This is a genomic window from Streptomyces sp. NPDC037242, from assembly GCF_055604165.1.
In genome coordinates, this window is sequence record NZ_JBVJUY010000018.1 from 1 (window position 1) to 17,507 (window position 17,507).

Annotated in this window: 18 protein-coding genes; 13 read left to right on the plus strand and 5 right to left on the minus strand. The window is 71.8% G+C overall.

The genetic code is table 11. From position 1 onward, the window contains the following. Positions 1-109 precede the first annotated feature (109 nt). Positions 110-1,609, minus strand: a complete 1,500-nt coding sequence (locus ACZ7GJ_RS21675) for a tetratricopeptide repeat protein (protein ID WP_470753856.1) — start codon at positions 1,607-1,609, stop codon at positions 110-112. A gap of 96 nt (positions 1,610-1,705) precedes the next feature. On the opposite strand from ACZ7GJ_RS21675, the gene ACZ7GJ_RS21680 reads away from it, so the two are divergent. Continuing rightward, positions 1,706-3,100: an FAD-binding oxidoreductase gene (locus ACZ7GJ_RS21680; protein WP_470753858.1), complete on the plus strand. Its 1,395-nt coding sequence runs from the start codon at positions 1,706-1,708 to the stop codon at positions 3,098-3,100. 19 nt (positions 3,101-3,119) lie between these two features. On the opposite strand, the gene ACZ7GJ_RS21685 is transcribed toward ACZ7GJ_RS21680, so the two are convergent. After that, positions 3,120-3,599 (minus strand): SsgA family sporulation/cell division regulator, encoded by a 480-nt coding sequence (locus ACZ7GJ_RS21685; RefSeq protein WP_470753859.1) that lies wholly within the window; start codon positions 3,597-3,599, stop codon positions 3,120-3,122. A 278-nt stretch (positions 3,600-3,877) separates the two neighbouring features. Here ACZ7GJ_RS21685 and ACZ7GJ_RS21690 point away from each other — a divergent pair, with 278 nt between their 5' ends. Next, positions 3,878-5,287: an RDD family protein gene (locus tag ACZ7GJ_RS21690; RefSeq protein WP_470753860.1), complete on the plus strand. Its 1,410-nt coding sequence runs from the start codon at positions 3,878-3,880 to the stop codon at positions 5,285-5,287. Positions 5,288-5,451: 164 nt separating this feature from the next. After that, a complete protein-coding gene (locus ACZ7GJ_RS21695) occupies positions 5,452-6,174 on the plus strand; it encodes an RDD family protein (RefSeq protein WP_470753862.1) in 723 nt (240 codons plus the stop codon). A gap of 87 nt (positions 6,175-6,261) precedes the next feature. On the opposite strand, the gene ACZ7GJ_RS21700 is transcribed toward ACZ7GJ_RS21695, so the two are convergent. Then, positions 6,262-6,564 carry a hypothetical protein gene (locus tag ACZ7GJ_RS21700; RefSeq protein WP_470753864.1) on the minus strand — a complete coding sequence of 101 codons (303 nt, stop codon included), beginning with the start codon at positions 6,562-6,564 and terminating at the stop codon, positions 6,262-6,264. 382 nt (positions 6,565-6,946) lie between these two features. Here ACZ7GJ_RS21700 and ACZ7GJ_RS21705 point away from each other — a divergent pair, with 382 nt between their 5' ends. Both ACZ7GJ_RS21705 and ACZ7GJ_RS21710 read left to right on the plus strand, forming a co-directional pair. After that, complete coding sequence (locus ACZ7GJ_RS21705) at positions 6,947-9,352, plus strand: immune inhibitor A domain-containing protein (RefSeq protein ID WP_470753865.1); 2,406 nt, start codon at positions 6,947-6,949, stop codon at positions 9,350-9,352. Between the two features lie 121 nt (positions 9,353-9,473). Beyond that, positions 9,474-9,779, plus strand: a complete 306-nt coding sequence (locus ACZ7GJ_RS21710; RefSeq protein WP_365921634.1) for a hypothetical protein — start codon at positions 9,474-9,476, stop codon at positions 9,777-9,779. Here ACZ7GJ_RS21710 and ACZ7GJ_RS21715 read toward each other — a convergent pair. Together ACZ7GJ_RS21715 and ACZ7GJ_RS21720 are read right to left on the minus strand one after the other, a co-directional pair. After that, positions 9,776-10,387, minus strand: a complete 612-nt coding sequence (locus ACZ7GJ_RS21715; RefSeq protein WP_470753866.1) for an isochorismatase family protein — start codon at positions 10,385-10,387, stop codon at positions 9,776-9,778. The two genes, ACZ7GJ_RS21710 and ACZ7GJ_RS21715, sit on opposite strands and share 4 nt — an antisense overlap. 149 nt (positions 10,388-10,536) lie before the next feature. Further along, complete coding sequence (locus tag ACZ7GJ_RS21720; protein WP_470753868.1) at positions 10,537-11,865, minus strand: nicotinate phosphoribosyltransferase; 1,329 nt, start codon at positions 11,863-11,865, stop codon at positions 10,537-10,539. Between the two features lie 80 nt (positions 11,866-11,945). Here ACZ7GJ_RS21720 and clpS point away from each other — a divergent pair, with 80 nt between their 5' ends. From clpS to ACZ7GJ_RS21760, 8 genes are all read left to right on the plus strand, one after another. Continuing rightward, positions 11,946-12,260 carry an ATP-dependent Clp protease adapter ClpS gene (gene clpS, locus ACZ7GJ_RS21725; protein ID WP_365921640.1) on the plus strand — a complete coding sequence of 105 codons (315 nt, stop codon included), beginning with the start codon at positions 11,946-11,948 and terminating at the stop codon, positions 12,258-12,260. After that, on the plus strand, positions 12,260-12,874 hold the full coding sequence (locus tag ACZ7GJ_RS21730; RefSeq protein ID WP_365921642.1) for a DUF2017 domain-containing protein: 615 nt from the start codon (positions 12,260-12,262) through the stop codon (positions 12,872-12,874). Before clpS ends, ACZ7GJ_RS21730 begins: the two co-directional genes overlap by 1 nt. A gap of 320 nt (positions 12,875-13,194) precedes the next feature. Continuing rightward, the gene (locus tag ACZ7GJ_RS21735; RefSeq protein WP_470753869.1) at positions 13,195-14,640 is read left to right on the plus strand and encodes an amino acid permease; all 1,446 of its coding nucleotides are present in this window, start codon (positions 13,195-13,197) and stop codon (positions 14,638-14,640) included. A 137-nt stretch (positions 14,641-14,777) separates the two neighbouring features. Beyond that, complete coding sequence (locus tag ACZ7GJ_RS21740; protein ID WP_470753870.1) at positions 14,778-15,200, plus strand: M67 family metallopeptidase; 423 nt, start codon at positions 14,778-14,780, stop codon at positions 15,198-15,200. Between the two features lie 77 nt (positions 15,201-15,277). Beyond that, positions 15,278-15,385 carry a putative leader peptide gene (locus ACZ7GJ_RS21745; RefSeq protein WP_470753871.1) on the plus strand — a complete coding sequence of 36 codons (108 nt, stop codon included), beginning with the start codon at positions 15,278-15,280 and terminating at the stop codon, positions 15,383-15,385. Between the two features lie 98 nt (positions 15,386-15,483). After that, a complete protein-coding gene (locus tag ACZ7GJ_RS21750) occupies positions 15,484-15,762 on the plus strand; it encodes a MoaD/ThiS family protein (protein ID WP_470753873.1) in 279 nt (92 codons plus the stop codon). Further along, positions 15,762-16,712, plus strand: coding sequence for a PLP-dependent cysteine synthase family protein (locus tag ACZ7GJ_RS21755; protein WP_470753875.1), 951 nt, complete (start codon positions 15,762-15,764; stop codon positions 16,710-16,712). Before ACZ7GJ_RS21750 ends, ACZ7GJ_RS21755 begins: the two co-directional genes overlap by 1 nt. 196 nt (positions 16,713-16,908) lie before the next feature. Beyond that, a complete protein-coding gene (locus ACZ7GJ_RS21760; protein ID WP_470753876.1) occupies positions 16,909-17,355 on the plus strand; it encodes a DUF7144 family membrane protein in 447 nt (148 codons plus the stop codon). Positions 17,356-17,507: the final 152 nt, after the last annotated feature.

Below are 17,507 nucleotides of genomic sequence, written 5' to 3' on the forward strand. Positions count from 1 at the left end.
CCCCCCCCCCCCCCCCCCCCCCCCCCCCCCCCCCCCCCCCCCCCCCCCCCCCCCCCCCCCCCCCCCCCCCCCCCCCCCCCCCCCCCCCCCCGCCGGCGTTCGACGCTCCCTAGCGCCCCGTCGGCTTCGGCTTCGGGGCCGCCGCGGGCTTCGGCTTGGGCTTCGGGCGGGCCATCGGGAGGTCCGGCGCCACCCACGGAGTGGTCGGCTGCATGTTCTCCGGGCCCCCCGGCGGCGGCTGGCCGATCGAGGCGAGGGCCTCCTTGGCCGACCGCGACCGCACCGGCGAGAAGCCCGGGTTCGTCCGCATCGTCTCCTGCAAGTGCCGCCGGGCCGCCGCCTCGTCGCCCAGCCCGCGCTCGATCATGGCCCGGTGGTAGGAGAAGTCGGCCAGCCGCAGCCCGAGTTCGGTCGCCTTCTTCGCGTACTCCAGCGCGGCCGCGTCGTCCCCCGACTTGTGCAGTGCCCAGCCCAGCGCGTCCGCCACCTGCGCGCTCTTGTGCCGCGACCACTCCGCCGACAGGCGCCGCACGGCCGCCTCCGGGTCCTTGTGGTCCGCCTCGTACAGGCCCAGGACCACCTCCTCGTTCACCCCGTTCGTGCTGCCCCGCGCAGCCAGCACGCCCAGCGCGTCGTACGGCACCTTCGCCTCGTCCGCCCGGCCCAGCGACTCCAGCAGCTCTCCCAGCTCCAGCGCCAGCTGCGGCACCGGTGTGCGCCCCAGAGCCATCCGGTAGTCCCGCACCGCCTCGCCGCCCCGCCCCAGCGCGGCCAGCGCGCGCGCCCGGCCGCCCAGGGCCTCCGCCTGCGCCGGATCGGTGCGCAGCGCACCCTCGTACTGCCGCAGCGCCTCCGCCGCCTCGCCGCGCTCCCAGGCCAGCTCCCCGAGCCGGAACAGCACGTACGCCTTCTCCGCCGGAGTCTTCGCGGCGCCCGCGGCGTGCTCCATGGCCATCGTCGCGTCCTCGCGCCAGCCGCGGTCCCGGTAGACCTGCGAGGCCCTGATGAACGCCGCCAGCCCCGGCCGCAGGTCCACCACCCGTTCCATCGCCTTCTCGGCCGCCTTGTAGTCCCCGAGCCCGGTGTACGCGTCCACGAGCACCGGGTACGCCGTCCACCGCTGTGGCGCCTGGGCCCGTACGAGCTCGCCCCACTTGCGCCCGGTCCCGTAGTCCCGCCGGGCGTTGGCCAGCGCGCCCATGCCCGTCATCGCGTCGAAGTTGCCCTTCTCCGCGGGGCGCAGCTCCAACGAGCGCTTCAGCGCCCTCTCCGCCTTCGGGTACCAGCCCGGGTCCGCCGTCCGCCGCGCCTGCTCCAGGTAAGCGGACCCGAGCACCGCCCACGACGCGTCGTCCTGCGCGTGCCCCGCGACCCACTTCTCCCGGTCCGCGACCAGGGCCGACAGGTCCACCGCGGAGGCGGGCGCACCCATTCCGACCGCTGCCGCGGCCCGTTCGCGGGGTCCGGGCGGGCGCGCGTCGTCGTTCGTGCGGGCCGGCCGGATCAGCAGGGCGCCGGCGATCAGGGTCACCGCGACCGCGGCCGCCACGAGCGTCTTGCGGCCGGTGAAGGTCACGGGCGGGGCCGACTGCTGCGATTCCTCGTCCATGGGGTCACTGTGCGTCAATATGAAGAGCCCGCCGAGGTGTCCGAAGAGCGTTGCGGCCGTGTTCACACCGATGGCCCCGGCTGCCACGCTGACCCCATGGATGATGATCTCTCCGCACAGCTCATCGCACGGCTCACGGCGCGGCTCCGCGAAGGGCTTCCGCCCGAGGCCCTCCTCACCGACCCCCAGGTGACTGCCTCCTACGCCACCGACATGGCCAGCTTCTGCGCCTCCGGCACCCCGGCCGTCGTGGTCCTGCCCCGCACGGTGGAACAGGTCCAGCACGTCCTGCGCACCGCCCACGCCCTACGGGTCCCCGTCGTCCCCCAGGGCGCCCGTACCGGCCTGTCGGGCGCCGCCAACGCCTCCGACGGCTGCATCGTGCTGTCCCTGGTCAAGATGGACCGGATCCTGGAGATCGACACCGTCGACCGGATCGCCGTCGTCGAACCGGGCGTCGTCAACGCCGTCCTCTCGCGCGCGGTCGCCGAGCGGGGCCTGTACTACCCGCCCGACCCGTCCAGCTGGGAACAGTGCACGATCGGCGGCAACATCGGCACCGCCTCCGGCGGTCTGTGCTGCGTCAAGTACGGGGTCACCGCCGAGTACGTGATCGGTCTCGACGTGGTCCTCGCCGACGGGCGGCTGCTGCGTACCGGCCGGCGCACCGCCAAGGGCGTCGCCGGGTACGACCTCACCCGGCTCTTCGTCGGCTCCGAGGGCAGCCTCGGCGTCGTCGTCCGGGCCGTCCTCGCGCTGCGGCCCGCGCCGCCCCGGCAGCTCGCGCTGGCCGCGGAGTTCCCCTCGGCAGCGGCCGCCTGTGCCGCCGTGTGCGCCGTCATGGAGGCCGGTCTGACGCCCTCGCTGCTGGAACTGATGGACCGTACGACCGTCCGGGCCGTCAACGCGCTCGGAAAGATGGGCCTGCCGGAGACCACCGAGGCGCTGCTGCTCGCCGCCTTCGACACCCCGCAGGCCCCCGCGGACCTGGCCGCCGTGGGGGAGCTGTGCACGGCCGCCGGGGCCACCGCGGTGGTGCCCGCCGAGGACGAGGCGGAGTCCGAACTGCTGCTCCAGGCACGCCGGATGTCCCTGACCGCACTGGAGACCCTGCGGCCCGCGACGATGATCGACGACGTGTGCGTACCGCGCTCACGGCTCGCCGAGATGCTGGACGGGACCGCCGCCATCGCCCGTACGCACGACCTGCTCATCGGGGTCTGCGCGCACGCGGGCGACGGTAACACCCACCCCGTGGTCTGCTTCGACCCGGCCGACGAGGACGAGACCCGCCGGGCCCGCGAGTCCTTCGACGAGATCATGGCGCTCGGGCTGGCCCTGGGCGGCACCATCACCGGCGAACACGGCGTCGGAGTACTGAAGAAGGAGTGGCTGGCCCGCGAACTGGGCCCGGTGGGGCTGGAGATCCAGCGCGCCGTCAAGCAGGCCTTCGATCCGGAGGGGCTGCTCAACCCGGGCAAGCTCTTCTGACCGTACGGGCCGGGGGCCCTCACTGCTCCCCGTCCGCCGACTCGTCCGACGGCCACGGATCGCGCATCCACAGGTCGTCGGCCGGCGTCGGGGCGAGCAGCTCGGCCAGCGCCGCGTCGAGGCCGAGCCGCTCGGCCTCGGTGCCCGGGGGCACCACGCGCAGGGTGCGCTCCAGCCACGCGGACACGGACGCGGCGGGCGCCTCCAGCAGGGCGTCGCCGTCGGGGGAGCTGAGCGCCATGCAGAGGACGGCCTTGTTGTCGATCTTCGTGGGCCAGACCCGGACGTCTCCGTGGCCGCACGGCCTGAACACGCCCTCGACCAGCAGCTCGCGGGCGAAGGTCCAGTTGACCGGGGTGCTGGAGCCGGTGTGGAAGGTGATGTGGACGGCGTACGGGTCGTCCGTGAAGTAGAGGAGCCGGGCGGGGACGGCGATGCTGCGCTCGGGGGACAGGACCAGCTTCAGTTCCAGCTCGCGTTCGATGACGGGGTGGTGCATGACGGCCTCACTTCGCTGCGGTGCGGTTCGGTGCGCTACGGGTGCGGGGCCGGGAACGCGCCCCACGCCCGGAGAGAGCGTCGAAGTACCCGGGTATGACGCGACTTCGGGCGGCAAACGGGAGATTGGCCGAAATCTGTCGGCTGACCGAAAACGGCCGTACGTCACCGCGTTCGCCCGAACGCTTGGATTCTCCCGTTACCGGACCTGTCGGGGGGCGGTTCTTGGCTATGGTCCTCCCCTGCACAAGCCTCAAGCCACGATCGGAGTTGGGGACATTGACGGCCTCCCCTGGTGACGGCGAGCACGCGCCCCGCGAGGGCTACTACCCCGATCCGTCCATCCCCGGGTTCGTCCGGTACTGGAACGGAGCCTCCTGGGTGCCGGGTACGAGCCGCCCCGCGGCCGCCGTACCCGGGCCGGTCGCCGCTGCTGCCCCTGCCCCTGCCCCCGCTCCGGTGGCGCCTGCCCCCGCCCCCGCTGCGCCCGCGCCCGCCCCCGCCGTCGCGGCCGACGAGACGGGGCCGGTGTTCCTGGACGAGACCTCGGGGACCGGGGCGCTGCCCGGGCCGGAGCCCGAACCCGGGCACGGACACGGCTCCGGCCCCGGCCCCGGTCCCGGCCCCGGACCGGTGGCCGCATGGCAGGCCGACCCCGCGCAGCAGTCCGGCTTCGGCGGGCCCCGCGACCACCGGGTGTCCTGGGGCAGCGAACCCCCGGCGCGCGCGGCGGGGATCTCGCTGGCCCGTACTCCGGTCCCCGCGCAGCAGGGCGTCGGCATCCTCTCGGCCCGCTCCCCGGTCGGCGCGGCCGCGGCGGCGGCCGCTGCCGTCTCCGCCGCGCCGCCGGCGACGGCGTGGCCCGACGCCCCGGGGGTCTCCGGTGCGGGGTCGGGCCTCACCACCTCGTGGCCCCAGCCGGCCGCCCCGGCGCCGGCGCAGCCCCTCCCGACGCCGGCCCCGGCCCCCGCCCCCCGGTCCGCGGCCCCCGCCCCGGCACCGGCGCCCGCCCCGGCGCCGGCTCCCGCCCCGGCACCGGCCCCCGCCCCGGCGCCGGCGCCCGCCCCCCGGTCCGCGGCTCCCGCGCGGCCCGCCGCGACCGCGGTCCCCGAGCCCGCTGCCCCGGCTGCCCCCGCCGCCCCGGCCGCCCCGGCGGAAGCCGCGGTGCCCGCCGCCCCCCGCCGTACCGAACGGGCCGTGTTCGAGCGGATGGCGGAGCGCGCCGTACGCCCCGCCGGGCTGGCGCGCCGCGCCGTGGCCCGCCTCGTGGACTCCCTCGTGCTCGGCGCCGTCGCGGCGGCGGTCGCGCGCCCCCTCGTACCCGAGGCGACCGCACACATCGAGGCCAAGGTGGACGCCGCCCGGGTCAGCGGGCGGATCACCACGGTCTGGCTGCTCGACGCCACCATCGCCGGCCACCTCGGGCTGGTGCTCGGCGCCGTACTGCTCTTCGGAGTCCTGTACGAGGCCCTGCCCACCGCTCGTTGGGGCCGCACCCCGGGCAAGAAGCTGCTCGGCGTACGGGTCCTGGCCACCGCCACGCTGCGCCCGCCCGGCTTCGGTGCGGCCCTGCGGCGCTGGCTGGTGTACGCCCTCCTCGGGCTCCCGGGCAGCCTGTGGTGCCTGCTGGACCGCCCCCGCCGCCAGGCCTGGCACGACAAGGCCGCCCGGACCTACGTGGCCCGCTAGGGGGTGTCTGGCGGGTGTCCGTGGGGAAGGAGCGGCGTCACGGACATCCGTCAGACACCCCCTAGCGGCGACTGGGGCCCGGCGTAGGGCCGTGCAGGGGTACCCGTCCCCCGAACGGACGCGGTCCCGTTGCGGGGGTCCCCGGGCCGGGTTCGACTCGGGCCATGAGTACCGACCAGCCGCCGCCGGGCCAGCCGCCCGAGGACGACCCGTTCCTCAAGAAGCCACAGGAACCGACGCCCCCGTCGGGCGGCTCGCCGTACGGCTCGCCGCCCCCCGGGGCAGGAGGGTTCCCGCCGCCCCCGCCCGGGGGTGGCGGCTATCCGCCCCCGCCGCCCCCGTACGGCGGCGGCGGTGACCCGTACGGCGGTGGTGGTGGCGGCTACGGCATGCCCGATCCGCTCGCCGGGATGCCGCCGCTCGCCGACTTCGGCAAGCGGCTCGTCGCCCGCATCGTCGACGTGGTGATCGTCGCCGTCCCGCTGTTCCTCATCCAACTCGCCTTCGGCACGAACCGCTACACGGTCGAGACCGAGAAGGGCGAGGACGTCAGCGAGGTCATCACCAAGTCCTACAGCGGCAGCGGCCTGATCATGACGCTGATCTCGATCGCCGCGTACGTCGGCTACGACTGGTGGTTCACGAAGAAGAACGGCCAGACCCTCGGCAAGAAGTGGCTGGGCCTGCGCGTCGCGATGCTCAACGACGGCAGCGTCCCGCAGTCCAACGCCGCGCTCTCCCGCGCCGCCCTGCTCTGGCTGCCGACGCTGATCTGCTGCTTCTGCCTCTGGCCGATCGCGCTCGCCATCTCGATGCTCGTCGACAAGCCGTACAAGCAGGGTCTGCACGACAAGGTCGGCAAGACCGTGGTGGTACGCGTCACATAGGACCTGCGTCACCCCGCAGCACTGTGAGCGCCGTGGGCGGTCTCCCTTCCGGGAGGCCGCCCGCGCCGCGTTGTCCGCCCGGGGCGGTCAGTGGTGGACGGGATGTTCGGCGGTCGCGGTCCGGGGATCGGGCACCCGGGCGGCGGCCGCCGTGTCCACGTCCAGGGCGACGGGGGCGCCGGCCCGGCCCGTACGCCCCGCCGCGTGCCGGCCGCGCCGGCGCGGGAGGGGTGCGGTGAGCGCGACGAGGAGCCCGAGCGTGAGCGCGGCGGCGGAGATGACCGCGACCCCGAGCCCGGTGCTCGTCTGCGAGAGCAGCAGCATGGCGATCGTCGACACGATGACGGTGGCGGACCCGTAGGCGAGCTGTGCGGCAGTCGGACGCGGCATGGCGATATCCGTCCTCAAGGCGGGAGGGGGAGTCGGCTCAACCAGGTCGCGCGTCAAGTGACTCTAAGACGGTGGATGCCCGAGCGGAACTACCGGTAAGCACGACCTAACCCACGGTGCCGGAGCACGGGGGGCGCACGGGGGTCATTCTCCGGTGATCCTCAAGGGCGGGAAGCGGCGTTCGCCCCATATGGCCGTGGAACGTCCGAATAGCGGAACTCCTTGCCCGCATAGTGCAGTTGTAAGGAACAAGTCAAGGTCTGTCTTTTCTTGCGACTCTCCGGTCAAATGTCGTCACTTGAGACGCGCGCCGCGCGGAACCCCCCGCTCCTATGGAGACGTTCCGACCTATGTCGCGGCCGCGGGAGGGGAACGACATCAAGTGACCAGCAATTCCGCCAGAAGGCGCACCCTGCGCGCCGCGGCCATCGGAGTCACCCTGGCCGCCACCGCGGCGTCCGGGGTCTTCTTCACCGTCGCCCAGGCCGACGAGCGGTGGGGTGCCCCCGCCGCAGACCGCCAGGACCCGACCGCTCCCGCCAAGGAGCAGGTCAAGCACAACCTCGAGGGCCCGTTCAGCAAGCAGCAGGCGCAGCAGCGCGAGGCCGCGCTGGAGCAGGTGCTGGCCGGCAAGAAGGACGTCGAGCAGCGCGGCGCCTCGAAGGTCGTCAAGCTCGACGACAAGAAGTACGTCGAGCTCGGCCGCGAGAAGACCGACAAGATCTTCACGATCCTCGTCGAGTTCGGCGACCAGGTCGACAACACGACCATGTTCGACCCGGACGGCCCGGGCCCGAAGCCGGCGGTGCAGAAGTACGGCGGCACGCCCGGCCCGATGCACAACACCATCGCGCAGCCGGACCGTGCCACGAACAACAGCACCGCCTGGCGCAAGGACTTCAGCCGCGAGTACTTCCAGGACCTGTACTTCGGTACCGGCGAGGGCAAGGACTCCCTGAAGACCTACTACGAGAAGACCTCCTCCGGCCGGTACTCGGTCGACGGCCAGGTCTCCGACTGGGTCAAGGTCCCGTACAACGAGGCCCGTTACGGCTCCAACTACTGCCTCCAGTCCAACTGCTCCAACGTGTGGGACACCGTCAAGGACGGCGTCACCGCGTGGACGGAGGCGCAGAAGAAGGCCGGCAAGACCGACGCCGAGATCAAGGCCCTGCTGGCCCAGTACGACCAGTGGGACCGCAACGACTTCGACGGTGACGGCAACTTCAACGAGCCCGACGGCTACATCGACCACTTCCAGATCGTCCACGCGGGCGAGGACGAGTCGGCCGGTGGCGGTGCGCAGGGCACCAACGCCCTGTGGGCGCACCGCTGGTACGCCTACGGCACCGACGCGGGCAAGACCGGCCCGGAGAACAACAAGGCCGGCGGCACCCAGATCGGCAGCACCGGCATCTGGGTCGGCGACTACACGATGCAGCCGGAGAACGGCGGCCTCGGCGTCTTCGCGCACGAGTACGGCCACGACCTCGGCCTGCCGGACCTCTACGACACCTCCGGTGGCGGCGAGAACTCGGTCGGCTTCTGGTCCCTGATGTCGGCGGGCTCCTGGCTCGGCAAGGGCGAGGACTCCATAGGCGACCTCCCGGGCGACATGACCGCCTGGGACAAGCTCCAGCTGGGCTGGCTGAACTACGACACGGCCAAGGCCGCGACGAAGTCCACCCACAAGCTGGGCGTCTCGGCCTTCAACACCAAGGACAAGCAGGCGCTGGTCGTCGAGCTGCCGAAGAAGAAGGTCACGACCGAGATCGTCGCTCCCGCCGAGGGCTCCACGCAGTGGTGGAGCAACATGGGTGACGACCTCAAGAACACCCTCACCCGGTCGCTCGACCTGACCGGCAAGTCCTCCGCGGCCCTGTCGCTCAAGGGCTGGTGGGACATCGAGGCGGACTACGACTACCTCTACACCGAGGTGTCCACGGACGGCGGCGCCACCTGGACCGCCCTCGCCGGCACTGCCAACGGCACGGCCATCCCGGCCGACGCCTCCGGCAGCCCGTCGCTGACCGGTGTCTCCGGTGCCTGGCAGTCGCTGAACTTCCCGCTCGACGCCTACGCGGGCAAGAAGGTCGACCTCCGCTTCCGTTACCAGACGGACGGCGGCGCGGGCGGCAAGGGCTTCGCGGCCGACGCCGTCACCGTCACCGCGGACGGCTCCACGGTCTTCGCCGACGGCGCCGAGAACGGCGACAACGGCTGGACCGGCAAGGGCTTCTCGCGCATCGGCGCCGGTTTCACCAAGGAGTACGACCAGTACTACCTGGCCGAGAACCGCCGCTACGTCTCGTACGACTCGACCCTCAAGGTCGGCCCGTACAACTTCGGCTTCGCCAACACCAAGCCGGGCTGGGTCGAGCACTACCCGTACCAGGACGGTCTGCTCGTCTGGCTCTGGGACAAGTCCCAGAAGGACAACAACACCAGCCAGCACCCGGGCGCCGGCCTGATCCTTCCGGTCGACGCCAACGCCAAGCCGATGAAGTGGTCGGACGGCACCCTGCTGCGGAACAAGATCCAGCCGTACGACGCGACCTTCAGCGCCTACTCGACGGACGCGTTCACGCTGCACAAGAACGGCGAGTCCCTGTTCCTGAAGCCGAAGGCCGCCAACCTGGCCTTCGACGACCACAAGGGCAAGTACTACTACGACGAGAACCCGACCGGTTCGGTGAAGGTCACTGACACCAACACCAAGATCAAGATCGTCAAGGAGCCGTACGACGGTCTCCAGATGACGGTCGAGGTCGGCCCCTCTGTGAAGTAGTCGGTAAAACCGCAGGTCAAAGCATGATCGGCCGTCGCCCTCTAGCGGGCGGCGGCCGATCGCGTTTAGATGCGTGGTGCGAGTTCTTATTGACAGGGGAGACACGGGGGAGCTGAGGATCATGCCCGGTGGAGGTTTCGTCAGACTGCCAGGCGGCAGCGTGGTGGTCGCACTGACGCTGCCCAGACCGTCCGGCGAGGGCGGAAACGTACGGGTGCTGGTGCACGCCGCGAACCGGGCCCGCGCCCTGACCAGGCTGCGGAACCTCGGCATGCGGGCGGTGTACCTGCGCGGCAATGCCCAGCCGCCGACCCCGGACGAGGTCACCGCCGTCCTGCACCACCCGGACGGCCTGCTCTGGCGCTGCGCCCCGGACCGGGCGGAAGAGCTGTGGCACCCCATCCGGGCCCTGCTGGGAGGCGTCTAGGCCCCCGGCCGGGCGCCGCGGCCCAGATCGCCCGCCAGGGTCACGCCGGCCGCGCGGAGCTCCTCCAGGGCCCGCGCGGCGGTGTGCGGGGCCACGGCGGCCGTCAGGTCCAGCAGCACGCGGGTGGTGAAGCCGGCGCGGGCGGCGTCCAGGGCCGTGGCCCGCACGCAGTGGTCGGTGGCGATGCCGACCACGTCGACCTCGGTGACGTGGCGCTCGCGCAGCCAGTCGGCCAGACCGTGCCCGTTCTCGTCCGTCCCCTCGAAACCGCTGTACGCGGCCTCGTACGCCCCCTTGTCGAAGACGGCGGCGACCGCCCCCGAGGCCACGGCCGGGGCGAAGTTCGGGTGGAACCCGACGCCCTCGGTCCCGGCGACGCAGTGGACCGGCCAGGAGGTCTCGTAGTCCGGCTGCGCGGGCGGGTGCGCGAAGTGCGACCCGGGGTCGACGTGGTGGTCGCGGGTGGCGACGACGTGCCGGTACCCGGCGGTGGCCTGCCCGATGAGCTCGGTGATGGCGGCGGCGACATCGGCCCCGCCCGCGACCGCGAGGCTGCCGCCTTCGCAGAAGTCGTTCTGTACGTCGACGACGATCAGTGCGCGGTGCATGTCCGGTGCCCTTCGGCTTGGTGTGGTGGTGCGACGGGGACCGTGGTGCGAGGGACCCCGCGGGGGCTCTTCCCCCGCCCCGCCCCCTCCCGAAACTGGGGCGGAGCCCCGGCCCCCGGCCGCGGAGCCCGCCCCGCGGCCGGCAGGCGCTACGCGTACTCCGTCGGGATGACGGCCTCGCCGCGCGAGAGCTGGGTCGCCGACAGCGGGAGCCCCGCGCGGGCGGCCACGTGCCGGTCGCGGGCCGCCTCCAGCGGCTCGCGGGCGACCACCTCGCCGGCCTTGACCAGCTGGACCAGGAGCTGGCTGTCCGCGAGGGCCGAGGGGACCGGCCCGGTCCCGAGGACCTCCGCCTCGGCCACACCCTCCGCGTCCACGCGACGGGCCGCCCACTTGCGGCCGCCGATCGAGGTCTTGCCGCCCGAGGACTTCTTCGCCACCGGCGCCAGCGGGGCCTTGGGGTCGGCCGAGACCGCCCGCGCCACCAGCTTGTAGACCATCGAGCAGGTCGGGTGCCCGCTGCCCGTCACCAGCTGCGTGCCCACCCCGTACGCGTCCACCGGCGCCGCCGCCAGCGAGGCGATGGCGTACTCGTCCAGGTCCGAGGTGACCACGATCTTCGTTCCCGTCGCCCCCAGCTCGTCCAGCTGCTGGCGCACCCGGTGCGCCACCAGCAGCAGGTCGCCGGAGTCGATCCGGACCGCGCCCAGCCCCGTACCGGCGACCTCCACGGCCGTACGGACCGCCTCCGCCACGTCGTACGTGTCCACCAGCAGGGTCGTCCCGCTGCCCAGCGAGGCCGCCTGCGCCGTGAAGGCGTCGCGCTCGCTGTCGTGGACCAGGGTGAAGGCGTGGGCGCTGGTGCCGACGGTGGGGATCCCGTACCGGAACCCGGCCGCCAGGTCGGAGGTCGAGGTGAAGCCGCCGACGTACGCGGCCCGCGCCGAGGCCACGGCCGCCAGCTCGTGCGTGCGCCGCGCGCCCATCTCGACCAGCGGCCGGCCACCCGCCGCCGTGGCCATCCGGGAGGCGGCCGCGGCGATCGCCGAGTCGTGGTTCAGGATCGACAGGATCACCGTCTCCAGCAGCACGCACTCGGCGAAGCTGCCCTCGACCCGCAGGATCGGCGAGCCCGGGAAGTAGACCTCGCCCTCCGGGTAGCCCCAGATGTCGCCCGAGAAGCGGTACGAGGCCAGCCAGTCGAGCGTGCGCATGTCGACGACGGCCCGCTCGCGCAGGAACTCCAGCACGGCGCTGTCGAAGCGGAAGTTCTCCACCGCGTCCAGCACGCGGCCGGTTCCCGCCACCACCCCGTAGCGCCGGCCCTCGGGCAGCCGCCGGGTGAACACCTCGAAGACCGAGCGGCGGTCGGCGGTGCCGTTGGCCAGGGCCGCTTGCAGCATCGTGAGCTCGTAATGGTCCGTGAAGAGCGCTGTCGACGGCACGTCCACCGGCAGGCCCAGGTCCGCAGGGTTCATGTCAGGGATGCTAGCGCACATCTCGTCAAAGTGACGAGATGTAGGGCCCGTTTGTGCGACCGGCCCGTCACGGTGGCAGCATGGGACAAGTGAGTGTTGCTCCCATTGAGATCGAACGCACCGAATCGGCCGAAGAGACCTTCGCGGTCCCCGAGCCCGACGTCCCCTGGGTGACCCTGGTGCACAACGACCCGGTCAACCTCATGAGCTACGTGACGTACGTGTTCCAGGCGTACTTCGGCTACACCAAGGACAAGGCCACCAGACTGATGATGGACGTCCACCACAAGGGGCGGGCGGTCGTCTCCAGCGGCAGCCGCGAGGAAATGGAGCGCGACGTGCAGGCCATGCACGGCTACGGCCTGTGGGCGACGCTCTCCCAGGACCGGAACTGATGGGCCGCTCCATGGGGACGTTCGAGACGCTGAAGGGCGGCGGGGCCGCCGTCGCGCTGGACGAGATCGAGATCTCCATCCTGCGCTCCCTGGCCGTACAGCTTCTGGAGCTCATCGGACCCGGCGCACCCGAGCCGGCGGAGGACGCCGACCCGCTCGCCGTGCTGTTCGCCGAGGGGAACGAGGGGCCCACCGAGCCCCCGTCCGACCCGGCGCTGGCCCGGCTCTTCCCCGACGCCTACGGCGGCCCGGGCGCGGGCCCCAAGGACGACCCGCAGGAGCTGAAGGCCCGTTCGGCGGAGTTCCGCCGGTTCACCGAGAACGACCTGCGCACCCGCAAGCGGGAGGACGCGCTGGCCGTCGTGCACAGCCTGAACGAGCTCACCCCGGCCGGCGACGGGGCGGCCGTGCTGGAGCTGACCGGCGAGCTCCCGCTGCGCTGGCTCGGGGCGCTGAACGACCTGCGGCTCACGCTCGCGGCCCGGCTCGACATCACGGAGGACGACGAGAGCGCCCTGCTCTTCCGGCTGCCGGACGACGATCCGCGCAAGCCGATGGTGATGGCGTACCTCTGGCTCGGCGGCCTGCAGGAGAGCCTCATCGAGACCCTCTGAGAACCCTCAAGGGCCAGCGGTGTTCGCTCAGCGGACCCTCAAATCCAAATAACGATCAGATCACCGTCATGCGGTGATCTGATGCGTTTCCGGGTCTATATCCCGAATTTCCCGTGCCTTGTGCCACATTTCGACCCCTCGCCCACCCATAAGGCCGTGATAAATCTTCACGACCGCCGACGGGGCGCCACCCATGCCCCCCGGCCCGCTTGAACCGGCTGACCGCCGGCGTGCAACTCCATCCGTATCCGGGGGGATCGAGGACCCGATCCGCAGCCAGTCATAGGCGCGGGTCGGCGTGGAGAAAGGCGCACCAAAACATGACCTCTGTGCAGGTCGAGCAGCACGACAAGACGCCCGGCGAGGGCGGTCAGGCGACCGGGGCCGAGGGCGGCGAGGGTTACCACCGCGCACTCGGCGCCCGCCAGATCCAGATGATCGCGATCGGCGGAGCCATCGGCACCGGCCTCTTCCTGGGCGCCGGCAAGGCGATCTCGAAGGCCGGACCGAGTCTGATCCTGGCCTACGCCATCGCCGGTCTGGTCATCTTCTTCATCATGCGGGCCCTGGGCGAGCTGCTCATGTACCGCCCCGTCTCGGGCTCCTTCTCGGACTACGCCCGCGAGTTCCTGGGCCCCTTCTGGGGGTACGTGACCGGCTGGACGTACTGGCTCTTCTGGGTGGTCACCGGCATCACCGAGGTGACGGCCGCCGCGCAGTACATGTCGTACTGGACCCATGACAGCTTCCCGCAATGGGCGTACGCGCTGATCTTCACCGTCATCCTCTACGGCGCCAACCTGATCTCCGTGAAGCTCTTCGGTGAGCTGGAGTTCTGGTTCTCCATGGTCAAGGTCACCGCCATCGTCGGCATGATCCTGATCTGCGCCGGCATCCTGACCATCGGCTTCTCCGACGCCGCGGACACCGCGACCGTCACGAACCTGTGGAACGACGGCGGCTTCTTCCCCAAGGGCATCGGCGGCACGCTGATGACCCTGCAGATCGTGATGTTCGCCTTCCTCGCGGTCGAGCTGGTCGGCGTCACCGCCGGCGAGTCCAAGGACCCGGAGAAGACCCTGCCCAAGGCCATCAACACCGTGCCGTGGCGCATCGCCGTCTTCTACGTCGGCGCGCTGATCATGATCCTGTCGGTCGTCCCGTGGCACGAGTTCCAGCCGGGCGTCAGCCCCTTCGTCGCCGCTTTCGAGAAGATGGGCCTCGGCGTCGGCGCGGCCGTCGTCAACTTCGTGGTGCTGACCGCGGCGCTCTCCTCCTGCAACTCGGGCATGTACTCCACCGGCCGCATGCTGCGCGACCTCGCGCTCAACGGCCAGGGCCCGAAGTTCTTCACCAGGCTGACCAAGAGCGGCACCCCGCTCATCGGCACCACCTTCTCCGCCGGCCTGATGCTGGTGGGCGTCTGGATCAACTACGTCGCCCCGGGCAAGGCATTCGACTACGTCGTCTCCTTCGCCACCATCTCCGGCATGTGGGCCTGGATCATGATCCTGGTCTGCCAGATCCGCTACCGCGCCAAGGCCGACCGCGGCGAGCTGCCCCAGTCCGCGTTCCGCGCCCCCGGCGCACCGTGGACGAGCTGGTTCGCGCTGCTCTTCATCGGCATGGTCATCGTGATGATGGGCGCCGACAAGGACTCGCGGGTCTCGCTGTACTGCGCCCCGCTGTGGGGCCTGATCCTCGGCGTCTCCTACCTGGTGATGAAGTCCCGCGACCCGCGGGGCGAGGCGTTCACCAAGGCCTGATCCAGGCCTCGCGAAACGTGAGTCCCGGCCGCCTGCCACGGCCGGGAACCGCGCTCCCACGGACCTCGTGTCCAGCATTCGGGCCCTCTCGTACCGCTCCTCGGTACGAGAGGGCCCGTTTGCTTATCCTGTCGCTCATGCTGACCCTCACCCAGGCCCTGTACGACCGGATCGTCGAGCACGCCCGCCAGGACCACCCCGACGAGGCGTGCGGCGTCGTCGCCGGCCCGGCGGGCACCGACCGCCCGGAGCGGTTCATCCCGATGCTGAACGCGGCCCGCTCGCCCACGTTCTACGAGTTCGACTCGAAGGACCTGCTGAAGCTCTACCGCGAACTGGACGACCGGGACGAGGAGCCGGTGATCGTCTACCACTCGCACACCGCGACCGAGGCCTACCCCTCCCGTACGGACGTCACGTACGCGAACGAGCCCGCCGCGCACTACGTGCTGGTCTCCACGGCCGACAAGGACGGCCTCGGGGAGTTCCAGTTCCGCTCCTACCGGATCGTAGAAGGCGTGATCACGGAGGAGGAAGTGCAGGTCGTAGAGGCCTACTGACCAGTATGTGAGCCGGAGGAGTCCACGATGCGGGATCACACTCCAAACGGGGGACCGGGAATCGTTAACATGACCGCATGGTTTCCCCCGACGTGAGCATCGAGACGCCCGGCAGCCCGCTGCTCGTGGCGCGGCTGCACGTCGACCTGTGCCGCCTCGCCAGTGCCATCTGTCCGGCTGCCTGAACCCCACGGCCCCCTCGCGAGGGGGCTGCGAGCCGCGAGTACCGCGCCCCGCCACGCCTGACTTCCCTCAGCCCTTCTTCACCACACTGGAGCCTGCCATGGCCATCGAGGTCCGCATCCCCACCATCCTGCGCACGTACACCGAAGGCGAGAAGGCCGTCTCCGGTGAGGGCGCGACGCTCGCCGACCTCTTCGCCGACCTGGAGACCCGTCACAAGGGCATCGAGGAGCGCATCGTCGACGGCGGGACGCTGCGCCGCTTCGTGAACGTCTACCTCAACGACGAGGACGTCCGCTTCCTCGACGGCATCTCCACCGAGCTCAAGGACGGCGACAGCGTCACCATCCTCCCGGCCGTGGCCGGCGGCTCGAAGTAATGCGCTACGACTCCCCGCTGGCCGCGGTCGGCAACACGCCGCTCGTCCGGCTGCCCCGGCTCTCCCCCTCGGACGACGTCCGCATCTGGGCGAAGCTGGAGGACCGCAACCCGACCGGCTCGATCAAGGACCGCCCCGCGCTCCACATGGTCGAGCAGGCGGAGAAGGACGGCCGCCTGTTCCCCGGCTGCACCATCCTGGAGCCCACCTCCGGCAACACCGGCATCTCCCTGGCGATGGCGGCGAAGCTCAAGGGCTACCGGATCGTGTGCGTGATGCCGGAGAACACCTCGCAGGAGCGGCGCGACCTGCTGGCGATGTGGGGAGCCGAGATCATCTCGTCGCCGGCGGCGGGCGGCTCCAACACCGCCGTGCGGGTGGCCAAGGAGCTGGCGGCGGAGCACCCGGACTGGGTGATGCTCTACCAGTACGGCAACCCCGCCAACGCGGGCGCCCACTACGCGACGACCGGCCCGGAGATCCTGCGGGACCTGCCGTCGATCACCCACTTCGTGGCCGGCCTCGGCACCACCGGCACGCTGATGGGCGTGGGCCGCTACCTGCGCGAGCACGTGCCCGGAGTCAAGATCGTCGCGGCCGAGCCGAGGTACGACGACCTCGTCTACGGCCTGCGCAACCTCGACGAGGGCTTCGTTCCCGAGCTGTACGACGCCTCCGTGCTCACCACGCGCTTCTCGGTCGGCTCGTCGGACGCGGTGACGCGGACGCGCGAGCTGCTCCAGCAGGAGGGCATCTTCGCGGGCGTCTCCACCGGGGCGGCCCTGCACGCGGCGATCGGCGTCGGCCGCAAGGCGGTGGCCGCGGGGGAGAGCGCGGACATCGTCTTCGTCGTGGCCGACGGGGGCTGGAAGTACCTGTCGACCGGCGTCTACACGGCGAAGACGACGGAAGAGGCCATCGAGGTCCTCCAGGGCCAGCTCTGGGCATAGGCCCTGCGGCCCCCGGCCCTTCTCGGCCCTGCGCCCGCCTCCCCCGACACGGGGGAGGCGGGCGCAGGCGTGTTCCGGGGCGGATTCACCCGAACGGCCCTCGGAAGTCGCCGGGACGGCGGAACCGGCCGAGGCTGAGTGTGCCCGGCCGAGGCTGAACGGGCCCGGCCGACCCCAGAGAGAGGGTGGTGGCGCGATGACGACCACTCCCAACCCCGCAGCCCCCGGCACGCCGAACGCCCCTCCGACCCCACCGGGACAGCCGTCCCCCTGGGCGGCGGGCGGCACGATGTTCGCCGCCGTCCTGATGATGATCGCCGGTGTCTCCGCGATCTTCGAGGGCATCACCGCGCTCGCGAAGGACGACGTCATCTGGCGGGTCCGCAACTACACCTTCAGGTTCGACCTGACCTCCTGGGGATGGATCCACCTGATCCTCGGCATCCTGCTCCTGCTCGTCGGCATCGCGATCCTCAAGGGCCAGCAGTGGGGCCGGGCCGTCGGCATCGCCCTTACCGGAGTGATGATCATCTTCCACTTCCTGTGGCTGCCCTACCAGCCGTTCTGGTCCCTGATCGCGATCGCGATCGGCGTGTTCGTGATCTGGGCCCTGTGCGTCGACCGCAGCCCCAGCACCCTCTGACCCCCCGAGGCCCGGGGGGGGGGGGGGGGGGGGGGGGGGGGGGGGGGGGGGGGGGGGGGGGGGGGGGGGGGGGGGGGGGGGGGGGGGGGGGGAGGGAGGGGGGGGGGAGGGGGGAGGGGGAGGGGGGGGGGGGGTGGGTGGTGAGCATGGCG

Excerpts from the sequence above, each read along its gene's own strand:
- ACZ7GJ_RS21730 (WP_365921642.1), top strand. The coding sequence starts at position 12,260 with ATGGGCCGCTCCATGGGGACGTTCGAGACGCTGAAGGGCGGCGGGGCC.
- ACZ7GJ_RS21700 (WP_470753864.1), bottom strand. The coding sequence starts at position 6,564 with ATGCCGCGTCCGACTGCCGCACAGCTCGCCTACGGGTCCGCCACCGTC.
- ACZ7GJ_RS21720 (WP_470753868.1), bottom strand. The coding sequence starts at position 11,865 with ATGAACCCTGCGGACCTGGGCCTGCCGGTGGACGTGCCGTCGACAGCG.
- ACZ7GJ_RS21695 (WP_470753862.1), top strand. The coding sequence starts at position 5,452 with ATGAGTACCGACCAGCCGCCGCCGGGCCAGCCGCCCGAGGACGACCCG.
- ACZ7GJ_RS21675 (WP_470753856.1), bottom strand. The coding sequence starts at position 1,609 with ATGGACGAGGAATCGCAGCAGTCGGCCCCGCCCGTGACCTTCACCGGC.
- ACZ7GJ_RS21745 (WP_470753871.1), top strand. The coding sequence starts at position 15,278 with ATGGTTTCCCCCGACGTGAGCATCGAGACGCCCGGCAGCCCGCTGCTC.
- ACZ7GJ_RS21680 (WP_470753858.1), top strand. The coding sequence starts at position 1,706 with ATGGATGATGATCTCTCCGCACAGCTCATCGCACGGCTCACGGCGCGG.
- ACZ7GJ_RS21710 (WP_365921634.1), top strand. The coding sequence starts at position 9,474 with ATGCCCGGTGGAGGTTTCGTCAGACTGCCAGGCGGCAGCGTGGTGGTC.
- ACZ7GJ_RS21755 (WP_470753875.1), top strand. The coding sequence starts at position 15,762 with ATGCGCTACGACTCCCCGCTGGCCGCGGTCGGCAACACGCCGCTCGTC.
- clpS (WP_365921640.1), top strand. The coding sequence starts at position 11,946 with ATGGGACAAGTGAGTGTTGCTCCCATTGAGATCGAACGCACCGAATCG.
- ACZ7GJ_RS21760 (WP_470753876.1), top strand. The coding sequence starts at position 16,909 with ATGACGACCACTCCCAACCCCGCAGCCCCCGGCACGCCGAACGCCCCT.
- ACZ7GJ_RS21715 (WP_470753866.1), bottom strand. The coding sequence starts at position 10,387 with ATGCACCGCGCACTGATCGTCGTCGACGTACAGAACGACTTCTGCGAA.
- ACZ7GJ_RS21740 (WP_470753870.1), top strand. The coding sequence starts at position 14,778 with ATGCTGACCCTCACCCAGGCCCTGTACGACCGGATCGTCGAGCACGCC.
- ACZ7GJ_RS21685 (WP_470753859.1), bottom strand. The coding sequence starts at position 3,599 with ATGCACCACCCCGTCATCGAACGCGAGCTGGAACTGAAGCTGGTCCTG.
- ACZ7GJ_RS21735 (WP_470753869.1), top strand. The coding sequence starts at position 13,195 with ATGACCTCTGTGCAGGTCGAGCAGCACGACAAGACGCCCGGCGAGGGC.
- ACZ7GJ_RS21750 (WP_470753873.1), top strand. The coding sequence starts at position 15,484 with ATGGCCATCGAGGTCCGCATCCCCACCATCCTGCGCACGTACACCGAA.